The sequence below is a fragment of the Lysobacter sp. MMG2 genome, from assembly GCF_016735495.2.
In the GTDB taxonomy this organism is placed as follows: Bacteria; Pseudomonadota; Gammaproteobacteria; order Xanthomonadales; family Xanthomonadaceae; genus Lysobacter_J.
In genome coordinates, this window is record NZ_JAERQY020000002.1 from 534,107 (window position 1) to 551,409 (window position 17,303).

Here is a 17,303-nt window from a genome sequence, read left to right on the forward strand (position 1 = left end):
GGGCATGACCCCAGGCGGCCGAGTCATTTCCGCACGTCCGGGTGCATGCGTAGCGTCACGGTATCGCCCCCTCTTCCCGGCTCCGACGCCATGGCCCAGCCTTTGTTTCCCGTTTTTGCCGACCTGCGCGGGCGCCCCGTGCTGGTGGTCGGCGGCGGCACGGTCGCGCTGCGCAAGGCGACCGCGCTGCGGGAAGCCGGCGCGCTCGTGCGCGTCGGCGCGCCGGAGCTCAATGCGGAACTGGCGGCGCTGGCGGATACGGGCGAGATCGAGCATCTGCCCGGCCGATTCGCCCCGCACTGGCTCGACGACGTGTGGCTGGCCGTGGCGGCCACCGACGACGAAGACGTGAATCGCGCCGTCGCCGAAGAAGGCCAGGCGCGACGCCTGTGGGTCAACGTGGTCGACGACGCGCGGGCGTCGAGCGTGCAGATCCCCGCGCGCGTCGACCGCGGTCCGTTGCAGGTGGCGATTTCCAGTTCCGGCACCGCGCCGATGCTGGCGCGCCACCTGCGCGAGACGCTGGAAAGCCAGCTCGACGCCTCGCTTGGCGACCTGGCCGAATTGCTCGGCCGCGAGCGCGATCGCATCCGAACGCGCTTCCCGCAGATCAACGCGCGGCGCCGCTTCTTCGACCGCCTCCTGCGCGGACGCGTCCCCGCCCTGTTGCGCCGACGCCAACGCCTGGCAGCGGAACACGAGTTCAGTGCGCAGCTCAGCGCCGATGCGTCCAGCGCGCGCGGCTCCGTCGCGCTGGTTGGCGCCGGCCCGGGCGATCCCGGCCTGCTGACGCTGCGCGCGCTGCGCGTGCTCAACGAAGCCGACGTGATCCTGCACGATCGCCTCGTCAGCAGTGAGGTGCTGCAACTCGTGCGTCGCGATGCGCAGCGCATCGAAGTCGGCAAGCAGGCGGGCAACCACCACGCGACGCAGGACCAGATCCATGCGCTGATGCTCGAACACGCCCGCGCCGGCAAGCGCGTGGTGCGCCTGAAGGGCGGCGATCCGTTCGTGTTCGGTCGCGGCGGCGAGGAACTGGAAGTGCTGCGCGCGCACGGCATCGACTTCGAGGTCGTGCCCGGCATCACCGCCGCGCTCGCCTGCGCCGCGTATGCGGGCGTGCCGCTCACGCACCGCGAGCACGCGCAGTCGGTGCGGCTGGTCACCGCGCATTGCAAGCAATCGCAGGACACGCTGGACTGGCAGGCGCTCGCACTGGAGCGGCAGACGCTGGCGGTCTACATGGGCGTCGCCGGGCTGGAAGGCTTCAGCGCGCGCCTGATCGAACACGGCCGCGCGCCGTCCACGCCGTTCGCCATCGTCGAGAACGGCTCGCGCGCGAACCAGCGCGTCGTCACCGGCGCGTTGGCCGATCTGGCCGATCTAGCCCGCGTGCACGCGGTGCAGTCGCCTGCGCTGTTGATCGTCGGCGAAGTCGCCTCGCTCGCGAACACGCTGCACTGGTTCGGCGACGCGCCCCTCGGCGCACCCGCGCCCGCCGTCGCCGAAGCCGCCTGACTCCTCACCTCCCACGCACGTCCCACGTACGCAGAGAACCCCCATGGCCCTGTACGACAGCATTCTCGACACCATCGGCAGCACGCCCATCGTCAAACTGCATCGCATCGCGCCCAAGCACGTCACGCTGTATGCGAAGGTCGAATCGTTCAATCCCGGCGGCTCGGTGAAGGACCGTCTTGCGCTGGCGATCGTGCTCGACGCCGAACGCAAGGGACTGCTCAAGCCGGGCCAGACAATCGTGGAGGCGACGTCCGGCAACACCGGCATCGCGCTGGCGCTCGTCGCGGCGGCGCGCGGGTATCCGTTCGTGGCGGTGATGACGGAGACGTTCTCCGTCGAGCGCCGCAAGCTCATGCGCGCCTACGGCGCGAAGGTCATCCTCACGCCCGCCGCCGAGCGCGGCAGCGGCATGGTGCGCAAGGCGAAGGAGCTGGCCGACAAGCACGGCTGGTTCCTGGCTCGGCAGTTCGAGAACGAAGCCAACCCCGCCTATCACCGCAGCACCACCGGGCCGGAAATCCTGCGCGATTTCGCCGGCAAGCGGCTGGATTACTTCGTCAGCGGCTGGGGCACCGGCGGCACGATCACCGGCGCGGGCGAAGTGCTCAAGCTCGCGCGCCCGGATCTGAAGATCATCGCCAGCGAACCGGCCGGCGCCGCATTGCTCTCGGGCAAGGAGTGGGCGCCGCACAAGATCCAGGGCTGGACGCCGGACTTCCTGCCGGCGGTGCTCAGTCGCACGATCGCCGACGAGGTCCTGCCCGTGGACGAAGTGCTGGCGCGCGACACGGCGCGTCGCCTGGCCGCGGAGGAAGGTCTCTTCGTCGGCATTTCCGCCGGCGCGACGGTGGCCGCCGCGTTGAAGGTCGCCGAACAGGCGCCGGAAGGCTCGGTGCTGCTGGCGGTGCTGCCCGATACCGGCGAGCGCTACCTGTCCACGTTCCTGTTCGAGGGCGTGGCGGAAGGCTCCGACGACGAGTGGCTGGCCTCGCTGGAGCGCGACGCCGTCGCGGCCTGATCGCACGTCCCGGCCTTCGCGCCGGGACGTGATCGCCGTGCATTCCAACGTGCAGGCCCTGCGGGCTACCCTGTGCGCGGCGGCCATTGCCGCGCGGAGCCTGCATGACGGTCGTACCCGGTTCGAATCCCCCTCCCGCGCCCGACGCGGCCGAGCGCGAAGCCGCGCGCCTGGCCTGGGCGCGCGCCGCGACGGACGACGGCGAGTTGCAGCTGGTGCGCGCCTCGGTCGACGCGGGTTTCCGCAGCTACTGGCGCGCGCAGACGTCCGGCGGCAGCCGCATCGTCATGGATTCGCCGCCGCAGTTGGAGGACGTGCGCCCCTGGCTGCGCATGCGCGCGCTGCTGGAAAGCGGCGGCGTGCGCGTGCCGCAGGTGCTGGTGGAGGACGTCGGCAGCGGCTTCCTGCTGCTGGAAGACCTGGGCGGGCCGACGCTGGCGCAGGTGATCGACGACGACACCGCCGACGCGCATTTCGACGCCGCCATCGAACAACTGCTGCGATTGCAGGCGATCCAGCCGCCTCTGGGTACGGGCGAGTTCGGCGAGGCGCTGTTGCAGCGTGATGCGGGGCTGTTCGAGGACTGGTTCCTGCGACGGCATCTGGGACTGGAGCTGGATCGCGACGACCTCGACCGATTGGAACTGGTGCAGCGCCGCCTGATGGACAACGCGTTGTCGCAGGCGCGCGTGCTCACGCACCGCGACTTCATGCCGCGCAACCTGATGCCGATTGCCGGCGGCCCGGCGGTGCTGGATTTCCAGGACTGCGTGTGGGGCCCGGTGGCCTACGATCCGGTGAGCCTGTTCAAGGACGCGTTCCTGAGCTGGCCGCTGCAGCGCGTGGACGAATGGCTGGTGCGTTATCACGAGCGCGCGATGAAGGCACGCATCCCGGTGCCGTCGCTGCCGGAGTTCATGCGCGACGCGGACTGGCTGGGCGTGCAGCGCCACCTGAAGATCCTGGGCATCTTCTCGCGCCTGCATTACCGCGACGGCAAGAGCAAATACCTGCCCGACGCGCCGCGCTTCATCCGCTATCTCGACGAAGTCCTGCCGCGCCATCGCGAACTGCAACCGCTGCGCGAAGTGCTGGACGTCCGCATCCGCCCGGCGATGCAACGCGTCGCCCTGCCCTCGCCCTGAAAGCCCGGAGTCATTCTTGAAAGCCCTGATCTTCGCCGCCGGCCTGGGCGAGCGCATGCGCCCGCTGACCAACCACACGCCCAAGCCGTTACTGCGCGCGGGCGGCAAGGCGTTGATCGAATGGCATCTGGAAAAACTCGCCGCGATGGGCGTGCGCGAAGTCGTGGTCAACACGAGCTGGCTCGCGGCGCAGTTTCCGCAGCATCTGGGCGACGGCGCGCAGTGGGGCTTGTCGATCCGCTATTCGTTCGAAGGCGACGCGCCGCTGGAAACCGGCGGCGGCATGCTGCATGCGCTGCCGCTGCTGGGCGATGCGCCGTTCCTTCTCGTCAACGGCGACGTGTGGACCGACTACGACTTCACGCGTCTGCCGCGCGAGCCCGACGGCCTGGCGCACCTGGTGATGGTCGATCGCCCGCCGCAGGCGACGCAGGGCGATTTCGCGCTCGACGCGGATGGCCTGGTGCGCAGCGAGGGCGAGAGCCGGCTCACGTATGCGGGCATCGGCGTTTATCGTCCGCAGTTGCTCGATGGCTGGCGCGTGCACACGACCGACACGGGCGCCGATGAAACGCCGCCGCGTTTCCGCCTCGCGCCGATCCTGCGTGCGTTCATGACGCAGGGATTGATTACCGGCGAGCACCATCGTGGTCGCTGGACGGATGTGGGGACACCGCAACGGCTGGCGGGCCTGGAGCGGGAACTCGCCGATATCGCGTGATGGCGCCGCGCTAGAGCGCCTACGCGCTCCCCAGCGTCTGCCGCAGAAACGGCACCGTGATCCGTCGCTGCGCCGCGAGCGAAGCGCGATCAAGGCGGTCCAGCAGCGAAGTCAATCCACCCAGGTCGCGCTCCACGCGGCGCAGCAGCCAGTCGAGCGCGGCGTCTTCCAGCACCAGTCCGCGTCGCTGCGCGCGTTGACGCAGCACGTCGCGGCGACCTTCCTCGTCCAGCGGTGCGAGCGTGACGCGCGTGCACTGGCCCAGGCGCGAACGCAGGTCCGGCAGTCCCAGGCCGACGGCGTCGGGAATGTCGCGCGCCGCGTACACCAGCACGACGCCGGCAGCGCGCGCGCGGTTGTGCGCGTCGAACAGCGCCACTTCGTCCTCGCGCTGCCCGGCGATGACATCCAGACCGTCGAGGGCGATCACGTCGTTGCCTTCCAGCGATTCCAGCGCGTCGCGCAGGCGGCCGGCCGCGGCCATCAGCGGGAGGTAGGCGGCGCGGCGTCCGGCGGCTTCCGTCGCCGCGCAGGTCGCCAGCAGCAGGTGCGTCTTGCCGACGCCCGCAGGCCCTGCAAGAAACACGCTCTCGCGCCGCGCGTCGCGGCCCTCGGCCAGCGCGCGCAGCTGTTCGATCGCGCCGTCGGGCGCGTGCACGAAGGTGTCCAGTCGCTGGTCGGGCGGATAGCGCAAGGCCAGCGGCAACTGCGGAACGCTCACTGCAAATGACTCATTACGTTGTGGGCGGTTACTCGGGCTTGCGTTCGACCGGCGGCGGCAGATGCGGATCGGCGAGTGGATCGGGCGCTTCGCCTTCCGGCAGCGGACTCGCGCCGACGTACAGCCGGCTGTGGCGATAGCGCTCCTGCGCGTAGCGCAGCAGCACGTTGACCACCGCCGCCACCGGCAACGCCAGCAGCATGCCGAGGAAGCCGAACAACTGGCCGCCCGCGAGCACGGCGAAGATCACCGCGACCGGATGCAGGCCGATGCGGTCGCCGACGAGCTTGGGCGTGAGCACGTAGCTCTCGATCACCTGGCCGATGCCGAACACCACCAGTACACCGGCGACGTGCTGCCAGTCGCCGTACTGCACCAGCGCGGCGATCACGCCCAGGATGATGCCGCTGGCCGGGCCCAGGTACGGCACGAAGGTCAGGATGCCGGCGATCAGGCCGATCAGGATGCCCAGGTCCAGCCCCACCGCCCACAGGCCCAGGCCGTACATCACGCCCAGCACCAGCATCACCAGGAACTGCCCGCGCAGGAACGCGCCGAGCACGTCGCTGGATTCGCGCGCCAGGCGGCTCGCGGTGTCGAGGTGGTCACGCGGAATCATCGACGCCACGCGTTCGACGATCAGGTCCCAGTCGCGCAGGAAGAAGAAGGTGATGACCGGAAGCAGCGCGACGTTCGCCACCAGCGCGATCACCGCGAAACCCGAACGCGACAGGTAACCCAGCAGCGTGCTCGCGATGCCGCCGGCCTGGTCCCAGTTGTCGCGCACGAGTTGGCTGATGTGGCTGAAGTCGAGCCACTCGGTGATTTCAACGCCCAGGCGTTGTTCGACCCACGGCACCGCGGTGAGCATGAACCAGTCGCGGTAGTGCGGCCACGACGAGACCAGCGTGGTGATCTGCCGCTCGATCAGCGGCACCAGGATCAGCAGGCCGGCGAGCACGATCAGCGCCATCGCCGTGAACACCAGGCTCACCGCGACATTGCGCGAGCGGCCGGCGCGTTCGAGCCGGTCGACCAGCGGGTCGCCCAGCCAGGCCAGCATCAGCGCGAACACGAACGGCGTGAGGATCGGCGCGAGCAGCCAGATCAGCCAGCACACGCCAACACCGAGCGCCACCCATTGCAGGCGGCGTAAGAAGAGTGCGATGTCGTCCAGTGCTTGCGATTGCATGCGGATCCTTGTCGGTGATGACGTCAGCGCAGGTGATACACCGGCGGCTGGCCTTCCAGGCCTTCCAGTACATCGACCACGCCGTCGCGCGCCAGCAGGCGGTTCAGGCCGGGCATGCCGCTGACGAGTTGGAGTTCGTATTCCAGCCCCTGCGGCGTCGCCCGCACCGGCACGCTGCGGCGCACGACCGACAGCTTCTGCAGGTAGCCCGCCAGGCGGATGAAATCATCGCTGCTGTCGATGCCGGTGAAGGTGACGCGGTACACACCCGGTTCGCCCGAAGGCGCGCGCTTGGCGTAACGCTTCATCAGCGCGTCGGCCGCGCCGTCGGCGCCGCTGGCCATCAACTGGCGGGGGTCGGTGCCGGTCTGCGACCAGGTGGCGAGCACCTTGCCGGTGTCGACGAAGGTCCAGTCGGCCTTCCAGCCGGCGGTCGTGTCGCGGTAGAGCTTGCCGATCAGTTGCATCGGCGGGCTGTAGCGGGCCGAGGCGCGCGCGACGGCGGCGCTGTCGCCGCGCCAGATCGCGCCGACCGCGGCCTGCTCGGCGGCGTTGCCGGTGGGCAGGCCGAGCTTGTAGCCACGCTCGACCGCCCGGTTCAGCGCCGGTCGTGCCGCGTTCACCTGCGGCAGGCCGACCAGACGCGGGCCGCTGCCGTCGTCGATGGCCAGCCACAGGACCGGCTTGGGGCGCGGCTGCGGCCAGATCGGAATGCCCAGGGTCGCGGCGAGGTCGTTGACGGCTTCCTCGTCGTACTGGATGACCAGGGTGGTCCGGAAGCTCGGCGCGCCGGTGGGGCCCAGTCCCTCGTCCTGCCGGTAGTCGTAGGCCTTCACGTAGGTGCGGGCCTGGCGGAGCTCGTTGCCCACGCCGGGGCGGGAAGCCGCGCCACGGTCGCCGGAGAGCTTGCCCAGCACCTGGGCCAGGCCACGCGCGAGCGCAGCGTTGCGCTCCGTCTCGCCCTGCCCGTTCACCTGCACTTCGGTCGCGTAGATGCCCTCGGCCCGGGCGCGGTCGCCCTCCACGCGCTGCGCGGCGGCACCCAAGCTCGTCAGCAGCAACAAGGCGGCCACGATCGTCAGATGAACCTGCCGGAGGAGCGTCGTGCGCGGTGTTCCCGCGCGAATTGCCCGAACCATCGCTATCCCTGGGTACGTAAACAGTCGAAATGGTGCCGCAGCCGACCCGCCCCGTCCATTCGCGGCGTGATCCAGACCACAGCCGGGGTCGCGCGACTGTTAAAATCGCCGCTTCATCTCCCGCGACCGCCGAGGCCGCCCGTGTCGAATTCCCCCACCACGCCCACCCCGATCACCTACCGCGATGCCGGCGTCGACATCGACGCGGGCAACGAGGTGGTCGAACGCATCAAGCCGCTGGTCAAGCGCAGCTTCCGGCCGGAAGTCATGGGCGGACTGGGCGGCTTCGGCGCGCTGTTCGACCTGTCGGGCAAGTACAAGGAGCCGGTGCTGGTCTCGGGCACGGACGGCGTGGGCACCAAGCTCAAGCTGGCGCAACAGCTCAACCGCCACGACACCATCGGCATCGACCTGGTCGCCATGTGCGTCAACGATGTGCTGGTTCAGGGCGCCGAGCCGCTGTTCTTCCTAGACTATTTCGCCACCGGCAAGCTCGATGTCGACACCACGGTCGCCGTGGTCGGCGGCATCGCCAAGGGTTGCGAGATGTCGGGCTGCGCGCTGATCGGCGGCGAGACGGCCGAGATGCCCGACATGTACCCGCCCGGCGAGTACGATCTGGCCGGCTTCTGCGTCGCCGCGGTGGAGAAGTCCAAGCTGCTCGACGGTGCCAAGGTGCGCGAAGGCGACGTGCTGATCGGCATCGCCTCCAGCGGCCCGCATTCCAACGGCTACTCGCTGGTGCGAAAGATCTACGACCGCGCCGGCCGCCCAGCCGACCTCGACATGGGCGGGGTGAAGCTCATCGACGCGCTGATGGCGCCGACGCAGCTGTACGTGAAGCCGATCCTCGAACTGCTCGGCAAGCACGATCTGCACGCCATGGCGCACATCACCGGCGGCGGTCTGACCGAGAACATCATCCGCGTCATCCCCGATGGCCTGGGTCTGGACATCGAGGCGTCGGCCATCGTGCTGCCGCCGGTGTTCGACTGGCTGCAGCGCGAAGGCGCGGTGCCGAACGACGACATGTGGCGCACCTTCAACTGCGGCGTGGGCTTCGTACTGGTGGTTGCACCGGGCGAGGTCGCCGCGGTGGAAGCCGACCTCGACCGCCTGGGCCTGCGCCATCGCCCGATCGGGCAGGTGGTGAAGGCCGCTGCCGGTGCCCCGGTCGACAGCCGCGTCCGCATCGGCTGATCGACGCTTCGCCACGCCAAGCCCCATGACCGACCAAGCCACGCGGGAAGGATCCCGCGCACGCGATCCGGGATTCGCCATGTGTTTGCAAAAACGCTGGGCGTTGGGGGCCTTGCTTCTCGTGTTCGTGGCCACCTGGTTGAACCCGCAGTGGCCCAGGGAACAGGCGTTGCACACCATCGGCACCGTGATCGCCGTGGTGTGGCTGTGGTGGCACGACCGGCGCTGGAACACGCGCACCCGCGACTTCGTGCTGGTATGCGGATTCCTCGCCGTGCACTGCCTGGCCGCTCGCTGGCTGTACTCGAACGTGCCCTACGACGACTGGTTCCGTGCCGTGCTGCACTGGTCGCCACAGGACGCGTTCGGCTGGACACGCAACCATGCCGATCGCTTCATCCACCTGATGTACGGCCTCTGCCTGACGCCCCTGCTCGCCGGCCATGCAACGCAGCGGTGGCCGCGTCTGTCGGCTGCGCAGGCGTTCGGGCTCGCGGTGATGGCGATCATGTGCACGAGCCTGGTGTACGAATGGATCGAATGGGGCATCGCGTTGACGATGTCGCCGCAGGAGGCCGAGTCCTACAACGGCCAGCAGGGCGACATCTGGGACGCACATACCGACATGCTTCTGGCCACGCTGGGTGCGCTGGCCACCTGGCCGCTGGTGTGTTCGGCGCGGATGCCGGCCTGCATCGTGGCGGAGGCGGCCCCATGAACGAGCGCATCGCGGTGCTGGCTTCGGGACGCGGCAGCAACCTGCAGGCGATCCTCGACGCGATCGCGGACGGCTCGCTGCCGGCGCGGATCGTCGGCGTGTTTTCCGACAAGCCGACCGCCGCCGCGCTCGACCGCGTCGAACCGGAACTTCGCTGGGGCGCGAGCCCGAAGGACTTCCCTTCGCGCGAGTCATTCGACGCGGCATTGGCCGACGCCATCGAAGCCACGCAGCCGGACTGGATCGTCTGCGCCGGTTACATGCGCATTCTGTGCGATGCCTTCGTGGAGCGGTTCCGCGGGCGGCTGCTCAACATCCATCCCTCGCTGCTGCCCAAGTACCCGGGCCTGCGCACGCATGCGCGGGCGATCGCCGAGGGCGATGCCGAGCACGGCGCCAGCGTGCACTTCGTGATTCCCGAGCTGGACGCCGGCACGGTCATTGCCCAGGCGCGCGTGCCGGTCCTGCCTGGAGACGACCCAGAGGCCTTGGCCCAGCGCGTCCTGCAGGTGGAGCACCCCCTGCTCGTGGCCGTGCTGCAGTTGGCCGTCGCGGGCCGCTTGGCTGAACAGGGCACAACCACGACCCTGGACGGTCATGCCCTGTTTACGCCCTTGCTTCTAGATTCCGCCGGTGCCCTGCAGGCATCCGGCACCGGCGCCCCCCGCTGAACGCCGCCCCGGAGCAGGCATGCACGGCATCCTTCCGCACTACCTTTCGATGAAGCGTCCTCTCCGCGTCCTGATCACCGCCCCCCTCCTGACCACGCTCGCCCTGGTCTCCTTCGCCGCGCCCGCCTCCGCGCTGGAGCCGTTCGTGGCGAACTACCAGATCTTCAACGAGGGCAAGCCGCTGGGCGAAGCGACCATGCAGGTGGTGCCGTCCAGCGCGCCGTCGCACTGGCGCATCGACCTCAACATGCGCGGTACGCGCGGCCTGATCGGCCTGGCCGGCGCCAATGCGCAGCAGAGCACGGTGTTCGACGTGGTCGGCAGCGATGTCTACCGCCCGCTGAGTCAAAGCACGGTGCGCAAGGCGGTGTTCGTCGGCAAGGAAATCACCGGCACCTACGACTGGGCCTCGCACACGGCGCGCTGGACGGGCGACGTGAAGAAGAAGCGCCAGGCGCCGGTGCCGCTGAAGGACGGCGACATGAGCGGGCTGCTGATCAACCTGGCGATCGTCCGCGATGCCCAGCCGGGCAAGACGCTCCAGTACCGCTTCGTCGACAACGGCCGCGCGCGCGACCACCTATATTCGGTGTCGCAGGAACTCGAAGGCGTGAGCGTCGACGGCATGGGCTTCAATGCCATGCGCGTGAGCCGTGTTCAGGGCGGGGGCAACGGCGAGACGGTACTGTGGGTGGTTGAAGGCGTGCCCACGCCCGTGCGCATTCTGCAGCGCGAAAATGGCGAGGACACTTTCGACCTGCGCCTGGTCGACTACAAGGGAGCCCCGTGATGGCCACTGTTTCTACCCGCGTGCTGCGCTGCGCATTCGCCGCCGCGCTCCTGGCGACGGTCAGCGCGCCTGCGCTTGCGATCAAGCCTTTCACGGCCGATTACCAGGCCAACTACATGGGCATGCAGGGCGCCGGCAAGATGACGCTGACGGCCGACGGCGCCAACCGCTGGAAGTACGACCTGTCCGTCTCCAGCCCGCTGGCGAACCTTCGCCAATCCACCGTGTTCGAGGACAACGGCGGCCAGTGGCGGCCGCTCTCGGGCAACGACAGTTCGCAGGTGCTGACCAAGAAGCAGAACAAGAACGCCACCTACGACTGGGCCAAGGGCGTGGCGAGCTGGACCGGCGACGTGAAGCCCGAACGCGCCGGCCCGATCAAGCTGCAACCCGGCGACATGGACGCGCTGCTGATCAACCTGGCGATCGTGCGTGACGTGCAGGCCGGCAAGACGATGAACTACCGTATGGTGGAGGACGGCCGCGTCAAGCAACTCACCTACACCATCGCCGGCAAGGAACCGATCACCATCGGCGGACAGTCGAAGCAGGCGACCAAGGTCGTGAGCACGCAGGGCAACAAGCAGACCATCGCGTGGATCGTGGACGGCATGCCGGTGCCGGCGCGCATCCTGCAGCGCGACAAGGGCCAGGACGCGATCGACCTGCGGGTGCAGGCGGTGCGTTGAGCACGATCGACGCAGGCAAGAAAAAAGCCCCGCGGAAGCGGGGCTTTTTCGTTTCGTGGCCTGGCGCCGCGGACGCTCACTTCGTCGCGGGCTGCACCACGGTCCGGCAATCCATGCGCAGCGTATCGTTGCTTCCGCGCCACGAATACGCACGGCATTCGCGCGCACCTTCCTTCGTGACCTTCACGGTGACGGCGTAGAACGACTGCAGCATCTCCTGCATGGAGACGTTGCCGTCGCCGTTCCAGTCCATGTCCTTGCGGTCCATGCCGCGCGTGCCGGCCGCACCGGTGAAGTGCAGCCAGCCCACCACGATCAGCAGCGTGACGAAGAAACCCAGCGTCGCAAGACGACGCGGCGTGAACGGTGCGCGCTTGATCACAGCCATGGATCAGGCCGAGATGCGGCGGATCTTGGCACCGAGGCCGGAGAGCTTCTCCTCGATGTTTTCGTAGCCGCGATCCAGGTGGTAGATGCGGTCGATGGTCGTGGTGCCTTCGGCGACCAGACCAGCGAGGACAAGCGATGCCGAAGCGCGCAGGTCGGTCGCCATCACCGGAGCGCCGCTCAGGCGTTCCACGCCGCGCACGATCGCGGTGTGGCCTTCCACGCGGATGTCCGCGCCCAATCGCTGCAGTTCCGAGACGTGCATGAAGCGGTTCTCGAAGATCGTCTCGTTCATCACGCCGACGCCGTCGGCGATGGCGTTCATCGCCATGAACTGCGCCTGCATGTCGGTCGGGAACGCCGGGTGCGGCGCGGTTGTCAGATCCACTGCACGCGGGCGGCGGCCCTGCATATCCAGCGTGATGCGATCGCCCTCGACGGTGATGTCCGCGCCGGCCTGCTTGAGCTTGTCGATCACCGCGTCCAGCGTATCCGGACGCGCGCGGCGCACGGTGACGCGACCGCCGGTCATGGCTGCGGCGACGAGGAAGGTGCCCGTCTCGATGCGGTCCGGCAGCACATCGTGCGCGCCGCCATGCAGGCGCTCCACGCCGTGCACGACGATGCGGCCGCTGCCGGCGTGCTCGATGTTCGCGCCGAGCGCGTTGAGGCAGTCGGCCAGGTCGACGATCTCCGGCTCCATCGCGGCGTTTTCCAGCACGCTGGTGCCTTCGGCGAGCGCGGCGGCCATCAGCACGTTCTCCGTGCCGGTGACGGTGACCATGTCGAAGACGAAGCGCGCGCCCTTCAGGCGACCGTCGCGACGGGCCTTGATGTAGCCGTTCTCGACGGTGATGTCCGCACCCAGCGCCTGCAGGCCCTTGATGTGCTGGTCGACCGGACGCGAACCGATCGCGCAACCGCCCGGCAACGAGACTTCCGCCGCACCGTACTTGGCCAGCAGCGGTCCGAGCACGAGCACGGAGGCGCGCATCGTCTTGACCAGTTCATACGGTGCAACGTGGCTGTGCACAGTGGTCGGATCGACCACGATGCCGCGGCCCCTGGCGAGCGTGCCTTCGTCCACGGTGATGCCCGCGCCGAGTTCGCCCAGCAGCTTGGCCGTGGTGACCACGTCGTGCAGGTGCGGCACGTTGGTGATCGACACCGGGCCATCGGCGAGCAGCGTCGCGCACAGGATCGGCAGGACGGCGTTCTTCGCACCGGAGATCTGCACCTCGCCGTTGAGCGCGGCGCCGCCTTCTACAACGATCTTTTGCATGTTCGGGATTGGGGATTCGAGATTCGGGATTCGGGAAAGGAATTCGTGGGCTTCGGCTACGGGCATCGCTTGCGCGAATCCCGAATCACGAATCCCGAATCCCGGCTTCTTCGGGCGTCAACGTCTTCAGCGCCAGCGCGTGGATCTCGCCGCCCATGCGTTCGCCCAGCGTGGCGTAGACCAGGCGGTGGCGCGCCAGCGGCAGCTTGCCGCGGAAGGCGTCGGCCACGACGGTGGCTTCGAAATGCACGCCGTCGTCGCCGCGCACGTCGGCGCGCGCGCCGGGCAGGCCTTGTTCGATCAGCTGGCGGATGATGTCGGGGTTCACGGGGGAAACAGCCTCGGGACGCGGAACTCGGGGGGGAAGATGGGGGCTTGATTCGTGCGCCGCGCGTCCTGCGCCCCGCACGCCGGTGGCGGGATCCGTCGTTGACGGGCTTTTGCCGGCCAGACCGCCTAAAATGGATGGATTAGCCTAACGGAAAGGCCCCCGGTCCGAAATGGCACGCCCCATGGCAAGCATCCCCTTTACCTCGCCCGCCTCGCCCGTCCACGCCCAGGCATACGCCGACGACCCGGCCACCCTGGCCGCGAGCGGCCGCCGCGTCTTCGAGATCGAAGCACAGGCGCTCTCCGCCGTCGCCGCGCGCATCGACGGCGACTTCAGCGCGGCCTGCCGCCTGATCCTCGCCTCGCAGGGCCGCGTGGTCTGCACCGGCATGGGCAAGTCGGGCCATATCGCGCGCAAGATCGCCGCGACGCTGGCCTCCACCGGCACGCCCGCCTTCTACGTGCACCCGGGCGAAGCCGGCCACGGCGACCTGGGCATGATCACCGACGTCGACATCGTGCTCGCCCTGTCCTACTCCGGCGAGAGCGATGAAGTGCTCATGCTGCTGCCCGGCCTCAAGCGGCAGGGCAACAAGCTGATCGCGATGACGGGCCGGCCGAACTCCTCGCTGGCGCGCGAAGCCGACGTGCACCTGGACGTCAGCGTGCCCGCCGAAGCCTGCCCGCTCGCGCTGGCGCCGACGTCCAGCACCACCGCTTCGCTGGCGATGGGCGACGCCCTCGCCGTCGCGCTGCTGGACGCGCGCGGCTTCACCGCCGACGACTTCGCCCGCTCGCACCCGGCCGGCGCGCTGGGCCGCCGGCTGCTGTTGCACATCGCCGACATCATGCATTCCGGCGACGACATTCCCCGCGTGACGGCCGACGCCAGCGTCAGCGAAGCGCTGGTGGAAATGAGCCGCAAGCGTCTGGGCATGACCGCCGTGGTCGATGCGGACGATCGCTTGCTCGGCCTGTACACGGACGGCGATCTGCGCCGCACGCTCGACGACGACCGCGTCGACCTGCGCGGCACGCGCATCGCCGAAGTGATGACCCGTTCGCCCAAGACCATCGGTTGCGATGCGATGGCGGTGGAAGCGGCGCAGTTGATGGAAGCGCACAAGATCAGCGGCCTGCTGGTCGTGGATGGAGAGGGACGCCTCGTCGGTGCCCTCAACATTCATGACCTGTTGCGCGCGCGGGTGGTTTAAAGGCCGGGATTCGGACTGGGGATCGGGGATTCCAATCCCCCAGGAGATACCCGTTCTTGCGAATCCCGAATCCCGAATCTCGAATCCCAATCCCATGCCCTACAGCCACCTCAACGACTATCCCGCCGACGTCCGCGAACGCGCCTCGCGCATCCGCCTGGCCTGCTTCGACGTGGACGGCACGCTGACCGACGGTCGCCTGTATTTCGATGGCGAGGGCAATGAACTCAAGGCGTTCCACGTCCACGACGGGCAAGGCCTCACGCTGCTGGGCAAGGTCGGCATCGCGGTGGCCTTCATCACCGCGCGCGGCGGGCCGATCGCCAAGCGCCGTGGCGCGGACCTGGGCATCACCGAGGTCCATGTCGGCGTGAAGGACAAGCTCGCCTGCGTGCAGGAGATCGCCACACGCATGGGCGTGGACATTTCCCAGGTCTCCTTCATGGGCGACGACCTGGCCGACCTGCGCGTGATGCTGCAGACCGGCTTCGCCGTCGCGCCGGCCGATGCGCACCGCTGGGTCGCCGAACGCGTGCACTGGCGCACCAGCGCGCGCGCCGGCCACGGCGCCGTGCGCGAATTCTGCGATCTGCTGCTGGCCGCGCAGGGGCATGCCGAGCCGCTGCTCGCCGATCTGCTGCGTGTCGAAGGCGTGCGCGTGGAAGGCAACGCATGAACTGGGGTCAGATGAACTGGCGCGCCGTGCTCACGGTCGTGCTCATGGTGGGTGCGCTGCTTAGCGGCTGGCTCATGTGGCAGCAGCGCGATCGCGGTAGCCCGACTGGCCCGGTCGGCAAGCGTCCGGACTACGTGCTGCACGACTTCCAGGTCAGCGTGCTGGACAAGGAAGGCCGCGAGGCCTTCACGCTCAACGCGCCGCGCCTGGAACGCGACCCGGATGTGAGGACGATGCAGATCGCCACGCCGGTCTTCCACCTTCCGCCGAAGCAAGGCAGCCAGGCCTCGCCGTGGGACATCCGCTCGCAGACCGGCTGGGTCAGCGAGAAGGGCGACGAAGTGCGCCTGCGCGGCGGCGTCAAGGCCGAAAGCACCAACGCCGACGGCAAGCCGATCCGCGTGGTCACCGAGGAACTGAACGTTTTCCCCGACGCCCGGCGGGCCACGTCGTCCGCCCAGGTAACGCTCACGCAGCCGGGCCTTATACTGAACGGCCGTGGCCTCGAAGCCGACCTCGATGCCAAGCGCATCATCCTTCAGAACGACGTCAAGGCCCGATATGAACGTGCTGCTCCATAGCGAGTGTCTGGCGCATGCGCGCGCGATCCAGCGGCGCCGCGTTCGCGAAACGCCCATACACGTCCGGATGTTTCTCAGTCTCGCACTGGTGCTCGCCCTGACGCCGGCCCTGGCCCTGGCGCGCACGTCCGACCGGAACAAGCCGATGGACATCGATGCCGGCCACAGCGACTACTCGATGGACGACAGCCGCCCGACCACGCTCAGCGGCGGCGTGATCATCACGCAAGGCACGCTCGACATCCGCTCCAACCAGGCCGTGATCACCTCGCGCGACGGCGAGCCCGTGCGTGCGGTGCTGACCGGCGCGCCGGTGACGCTCAAGCAGGAACTGGACGACGGCAAGCAGATGGACGCGGTCGCCAAGAAAGTGGATTACGACCTCAAGAGCGAGATCGTCGTCTTCACCGGCGGCGTGAACATCCGCCAGCCTTCCGGCTCCATCGCCGGCGAACGCGTGGTGTACAACATGAAGACCGGCCAGGTGCAGGGCGGCGGACAGGACGCGGGCCGCGTGAAGATCCGCATCATTCCCAAGAACAGCCAGGGGGGCGGCTGATGCTGGTCGCCCAGGGCCTGCGCAAGGCTTACCGTGCGCGCGAGGTGGTCAAGGACTTCGGACTGACCCTGGACGCCGGCGAGGTGGTCGGCCTGCTCGGCCCCAACGGTGCCGGCAAGACCACCTGCTTCTACATGATCGTGGGCCTGGTGCCGGCCGACGCCGGCCAGATCGTCCTGGACGGCAAGGACATCACCTCCGAGCCCATGTACGCACGCGCGAAGTACGGCGTGGGCTACCTGCCGCAGGAACCCTCGGTCTTCCGCAAGCTCTCCGTGGCGGACAACATCCGCCTGGTGCTGGAGCTGCGCGAGGACCTGGACCGTCACGGCCGCGACCGCGAACTGGAAAGCCTGCTCGACGAACTGCAGGTCGGCCATGTCGCCGACCAGATCGGCGCGAGCCTGTCCGGCGGCGAGCGCCGTCGCGTGGAAATCGCACGCGCCCTGGCCGCGCGTCCGCGCCTGATGCTGCTCGACGAACCCTTCGCCGGCGTGGACCCGATTTCGGTCGGCGAGATCCAGCGGATCGTGCGCCACCTCAAGAATCGGGGAATCGGCGTGCTCATTACCGATCACAACGTCCGCGAAACCTTGGGCATTTGCGATCGGGCGTATATCCTCAACGAAGGCGGCGTTCTGGCGCAGGGTGCTCCGGATGCGTTGCTAGCGAACCCCGATGTACGCCGCGTGTACCTGGGCGAGACCTTCCGGCTGTAAGGATGTAGTCGAAGGGTGCGGAAATTCCGC

The 17,303-nt window shown here is 68.7% G+C and carries 20 protein-coding genes; 14 read left to right on the forward strand and 6 right to left on the reverse strand.

The annotated features are described in order from the left end of the window. The first annotated feature begins 90 nt into the window (after window positions 1-90). The 4 genes from cysG (at window position 91) to murU (ending at window position 4,405) form a co-directional block, all read left to right on the forward strand. On the forward strand, window positions 91-1,518 hold the full coding sequence (gene cysG / locus JI752_RS10455) for a siroheme synthase CysG (RefSeq protein WP_216963389.1): 1,428 nt from the start codon (window positions 91-93) through the stop codon (window positions 1,516-1,518). Between the two features lie 43 nt (window positions 1,519-1,561). Next, on the forward strand, window positions 1,562-2,539 hold the full coding sequence (cysK, locus tag JI752_RS10460; protein ID WP_216963392.1) for a cysteine synthase A: 978 nt from the start codon (window positions 1,562-1,564) through the stop codon (window positions 2,537-2,539). 104 nt (window positions 2,540-2,643) lie between these two features. Further along, window positions 2,644-3,684 (forward strand): phosphotransferase, encoded by a 1,041-nt coding sequence (locus tag JI752_RS10465; protein ID WP_216963395.1) that lies wholly within the window; start codon window positions 2,644-2,646, stop codon window positions 3,682-3,684. A 16-nt stretch (window positions 3,685-3,700) separates the two neighbouring features. Beyond that, entirely contained in the window at window positions 3,701-4,405 is a 705-nt protein-coding gene (gene murU, locus JI752_RS10470) for an N-acetylmuramate alpha-1-phosphate uridylyltransferase MurU (protein ID WP_216963398.1), read from the forward strand. A gap of 19 nt (window positions 4,406-4,424) precedes the next feature. Here murU and hda read toward each other — a convergent pair whose 3' ends face one another. Genes hda through JI752_RS10485 form a run of 3 tightly spaced genes read right to left on the reverse strand, consistent with a single transcriptional unit; the run spans window position 4,425 to window position 7,391 of the window. Further along, window positions 4,425-5,126, reverse strand: coding sequence for a DnaA regulatory inactivator Hda (hda, locus tag JI752_RS10475; protein WP_216963401.1), 702 nt, complete (start codon window positions 5,124-5,126; stop codon window positions 4,425-4,427). A 28-nt stretch (window positions 5,127-5,154) separates the two neighbouring features. After that, window positions 5,155-6,318, reverse strand: a complete 1,164-nt coding sequence (locus tag JI752_RS10480; RefSeq protein WP_216963403.1) for an AI-2E family transporter — start codon at window positions 6,316-6,318, stop codon at window positions 5,155-5,157. A 23-nt stretch (window positions 6,319-6,341) separates the two neighbouring features. Beyond that, window positions 6,342-7,391 carry a DUF2066 domain-containing protein gene (locus tag JI752_RS10485; protein WP_342315933.1) on the reverse strand — a complete coding sequence of 350 codons (1,050 nt, stop codon included), beginning with the start codon at window positions 7,389-7,391 and terminating at the stop codon, window positions 6,342-6,344. 237 nt (window positions 7,392-7,628) lie between these two features. Here JI752_RS10485 and purM point away from each other — a divergent pair, with 237 nt between their 5' ends. From purM to JI752_RS10510, 5 genes are all read left to right on the forward strand, one after another. Next, window positions 7,629-8,657: a phosphoribosylformylglycinamidine cyclo-ligase gene (gene purM, locus JI752_RS10490; RefSeq protein WP_216964285.1), complete on the forward strand. Its 1,029-nt coding sequence runs from the start codon at window positions 7,629-7,631 to the stop codon at window positions 8,655-8,657. 79 nt (window positions 8,658-8,736) lie between these two features. After that, window positions 8,737-9,375, forward strand: coding sequence for a DUF2238 domain-containing protein (locus tag JI752_RS10495; RefSeq protein ID WP_216963410.1), 639 nt, complete (start codon window positions 8,737-8,739; stop codon window positions 9,373-9,375). Continuing rightward, entirely contained in the window at window positions 9,372-10,046 is a 675-nt protein-coding gene (purN, locus tag JI752_RS10500; protein WP_216963412.1) for a phosphoribosylglycinamide formyltransferase, read from the forward strand. The genes JI752_RS10495 and purN overlap by 4 nt, the downstream gene beginning before the upstream one ends. Before the next feature lie 49 nt (window positions 10,047-10,095). Further along, the gene (locus tag JI752_RS10505; protein ID WP_216963415.1) at window positions 10,096-10,836 is read left to right on the forward strand and encodes a DUF3108 domain-containing protein; all 741 of its coding nucleotides are present in this window, start codon (window positions 10,096-10,098) and stop codon (window positions 10,834-10,836) included. Then, entirely contained in the window at window positions 10,836-11,525 is a 690-nt protein-coding gene (locus JI752_RS10510; protein WP_216963418.1) for a DUF3108 domain-containing protein, read from the forward strand. The genes JI752_RS10505 and JI752_RS10510 overlap by 1 nt, the downstream gene beginning before the upstream one ends. 76 nt (window positions 11,526-11,601) lie before the next feature. Here JI752_RS10510 and JI752_RS10515 read toward each other — a convergent pair whose 3' ends face one another. The 3 genes from JI752_RS10515 to JI752_RS10525 form a co-directional block, all read right to left on the reverse strand. Then, window positions 11,602-11,913: an EF-hand domain-containing protein gene (locus JI752_RS10515; RefSeq protein ID WP_254200541.1), complete on the reverse strand. Its 312-nt coding sequence runs from the start codon at window positions 11,911-11,913 to the stop codon at window positions 11,602-11,604. Between the two features lie 3 nt (window positions 11,914-11,916). After that, window positions 11,917-13,194: a UDP-N-acetylglucosamine 1-carboxyvinyltransferase gene (murA, locus tag JI752_RS10520; protein WP_216963421.1), complete on the reverse strand. Its 1,278-nt coding sequence runs from the start codon at window positions 13,192-13,194 to the stop codon at window positions 11,917-11,919. A gap of 85 nt (window positions 13,195-13,279) precedes the next feature. Then, window positions 13,280-13,522 carry a BolA/IbaG family iron-sulfur metabolism protein gene (locus tag JI752_RS10525; RefSeq protein ID WP_216963424.1) on the reverse strand — a complete coding sequence of 81 codons (243 nt, stop codon included), beginning with the start codon at window positions 13,520-13,522 and terminating at the stop codon, window positions 13,280-13,282. A 184-nt stretch (window positions 13,523-13,706) separates the two neighbouring features. Between JI752_RS10525 and JI752_RS10530 the strand changes: the two genes are divergently transcribed. The 5 genes from JI752_RS10530 (at window position 13,707) to lptB (ending at window position 17,273) form a co-directional block, all read left to right on the forward strand. Further along, entirely contained in the window at window positions 13,707-14,738 is a 1,032-nt protein-coding gene (locus JI752_RS10530; RefSeq protein WP_216963428.1) for a KpsF/GutQ family sugar-phosphate isomerase, read from the forward strand. Between the two features lie 94 nt (window positions 14,739-14,832). Continuing rightward, window positions 14,833-15,414, forward strand: a complete 582-nt coding sequence (locus tag JI752_RS10535) for an HAD hydrolase family protein (RefSeq protein WP_216963430.1) — start codon at window positions 14,833-14,835, stop codon at window positions 15,412-15,414. Next, on the forward strand, window positions 15,411-15,995 hold the full coding sequence (gene lptC / locus JI752_RS10540) for an LPS export ABC transporter periplasmic protein LptC (protein ID WP_216963432.1): 585 nt from the start codon (window positions 15,411-15,413) through the stop codon (window positions 15,993-15,995). Before JI752_RS10535 ends, lptC begins: the two co-directional genes overlap by 4 nt. 67 nt (window positions 15,996-16,062) lie before the next feature. Then, entirely contained in the window at window positions 16,063-16,554 is a 492-nt protein-coding gene (gene lptA, locus JI752_RS10545; protein ID WP_216963435.1) for a lipopolysaccharide transport periplasmic protein LptA, read from the forward strand. Further along, window positions 16,554-17,273, forward strand: a complete 720-nt coding sequence (lptB, locus tag JI752_RS10550; RefSeq protein WP_216963438.1) for an LPS export ABC transporter ATP-binding protein — start codon at window positions 16,554-16,556, stop codon at window positions 17,271-17,273. Before lptA ends, lptB begins: the two co-directional genes overlap by 1 nt. The last annotated feature ends 30 nt before the right edge of the window (window positions 17,274-17,303 follow it).

What these genes read in the sequence shown, in the direction of transcription:
- lptB (WP_216963438.1), top strand. Translation starts at nt 16,554, where the DNA reads ATGCTGGTCGCCCAGGGCCTGCGCAAGGCTTACCGTGCGCGCGAGGTG.
- JI752_RS10495 (WP_216963410.1), top strand. Translation starts at nt 8,737, where the DNA reads ATGTGTTTGCAAAAACGCTGGGCGTTGGGGGCCTTGCTTCTCGTGTTC.
- JI752_RS10530 (WP_216963428.1), top strand. Translation starts at nt 13,707, where the DNA reads ATGGCAAGCATCCCCTTTACCTCGCCCGCCTCGCCCGTCCACGCCCAG.
- cysK (WP_216963392.1), top strand. Translation starts at nt 1,562, where the DNA reads ATGGCCCTGTACGACAGCATTCTCGACACCATCGGCAGCACGCCCATC.
- JI752_RS10505 (WP_216963415.1), top strand. Translation starts at nt 10,096, where the DNA reads ATGAAGCGTCCTCTCCGCGTCCTGATCACCGCCCCCCTCCTGACCACG.
- JI752_RS10465 (WP_216963395.1), top strand. Translation starts at nt 2,644, where the DNA reads ATGACGGTCGTACCCGGTTCGAATCCCCCTCCCGCGCCCGACGCGGCC.
- lptA (WP_216963435.1), top strand. Translation starts at nt 16,063, where the DNA reads ATGTTTCTCAGTCTCGCACTGGTGCTCGCCCTGACGCCGGCCCTGGCC.
- JI752_RS10480 (WP_216963403.1), bottom strand. Translation starts at nt 6,318, where the DNA reads ATGCAATCGCAAGCACTGGACGACATCGCACTCTTCTTACGCCGCCTG.
- JI752_RS10535 (WP_216963430.1), top strand. Translation starts at nt 14,833, where the DNA reads ATGCCCTACAGCCACCTCAACGACTATCCCGCCGACGTCCGCGAACGC.
- lptC (WP_216963432.1), top strand. Translation starts at nt 15,411, where the DNA reads ATGAACTGGGGTCAGATGAACTGGCGCGCCGTGCTCACGGTCGTGCTC.
- murA (WP_216963421.1), bottom strand. Translation starts at nt 13,194, where the DNA reads ATGCAAAAGATCGTTGTAGAAGGCGGCGCCGCGCTCAACGGCGAGGTG.
- JI752_RS10510 (WP_216963418.1), top strand. Translation starts at nt 10,836, where the DNA reads ATGGCCACTGTTTCTACCCGCGTGCTGCGCTGCGCATTCGCCGCCGCG.
- cysG (WP_216963389.1), top strand. Translation starts at nt 91, where the DNA reads ATGGCCCAGCCTTTGTTTCCCGTTTTTGCCGACCTGCGCGGGCGCCCC.
- JI752_RS10515 (WP_254200541.1), bottom strand. Translation starts at nt 11,913, where the DNA reads ATGGCTGTGATCAAGCGCGCACCGTTCACGCCGCGTCGTCTTGCGACG.
- purN (WP_216963412.1), top strand. Translation starts at nt 9,372, where the DNA reads ATGAACGAGCGCATCGCGGTGCTGGCTTCGGGACGCGGCAGCAACCTG.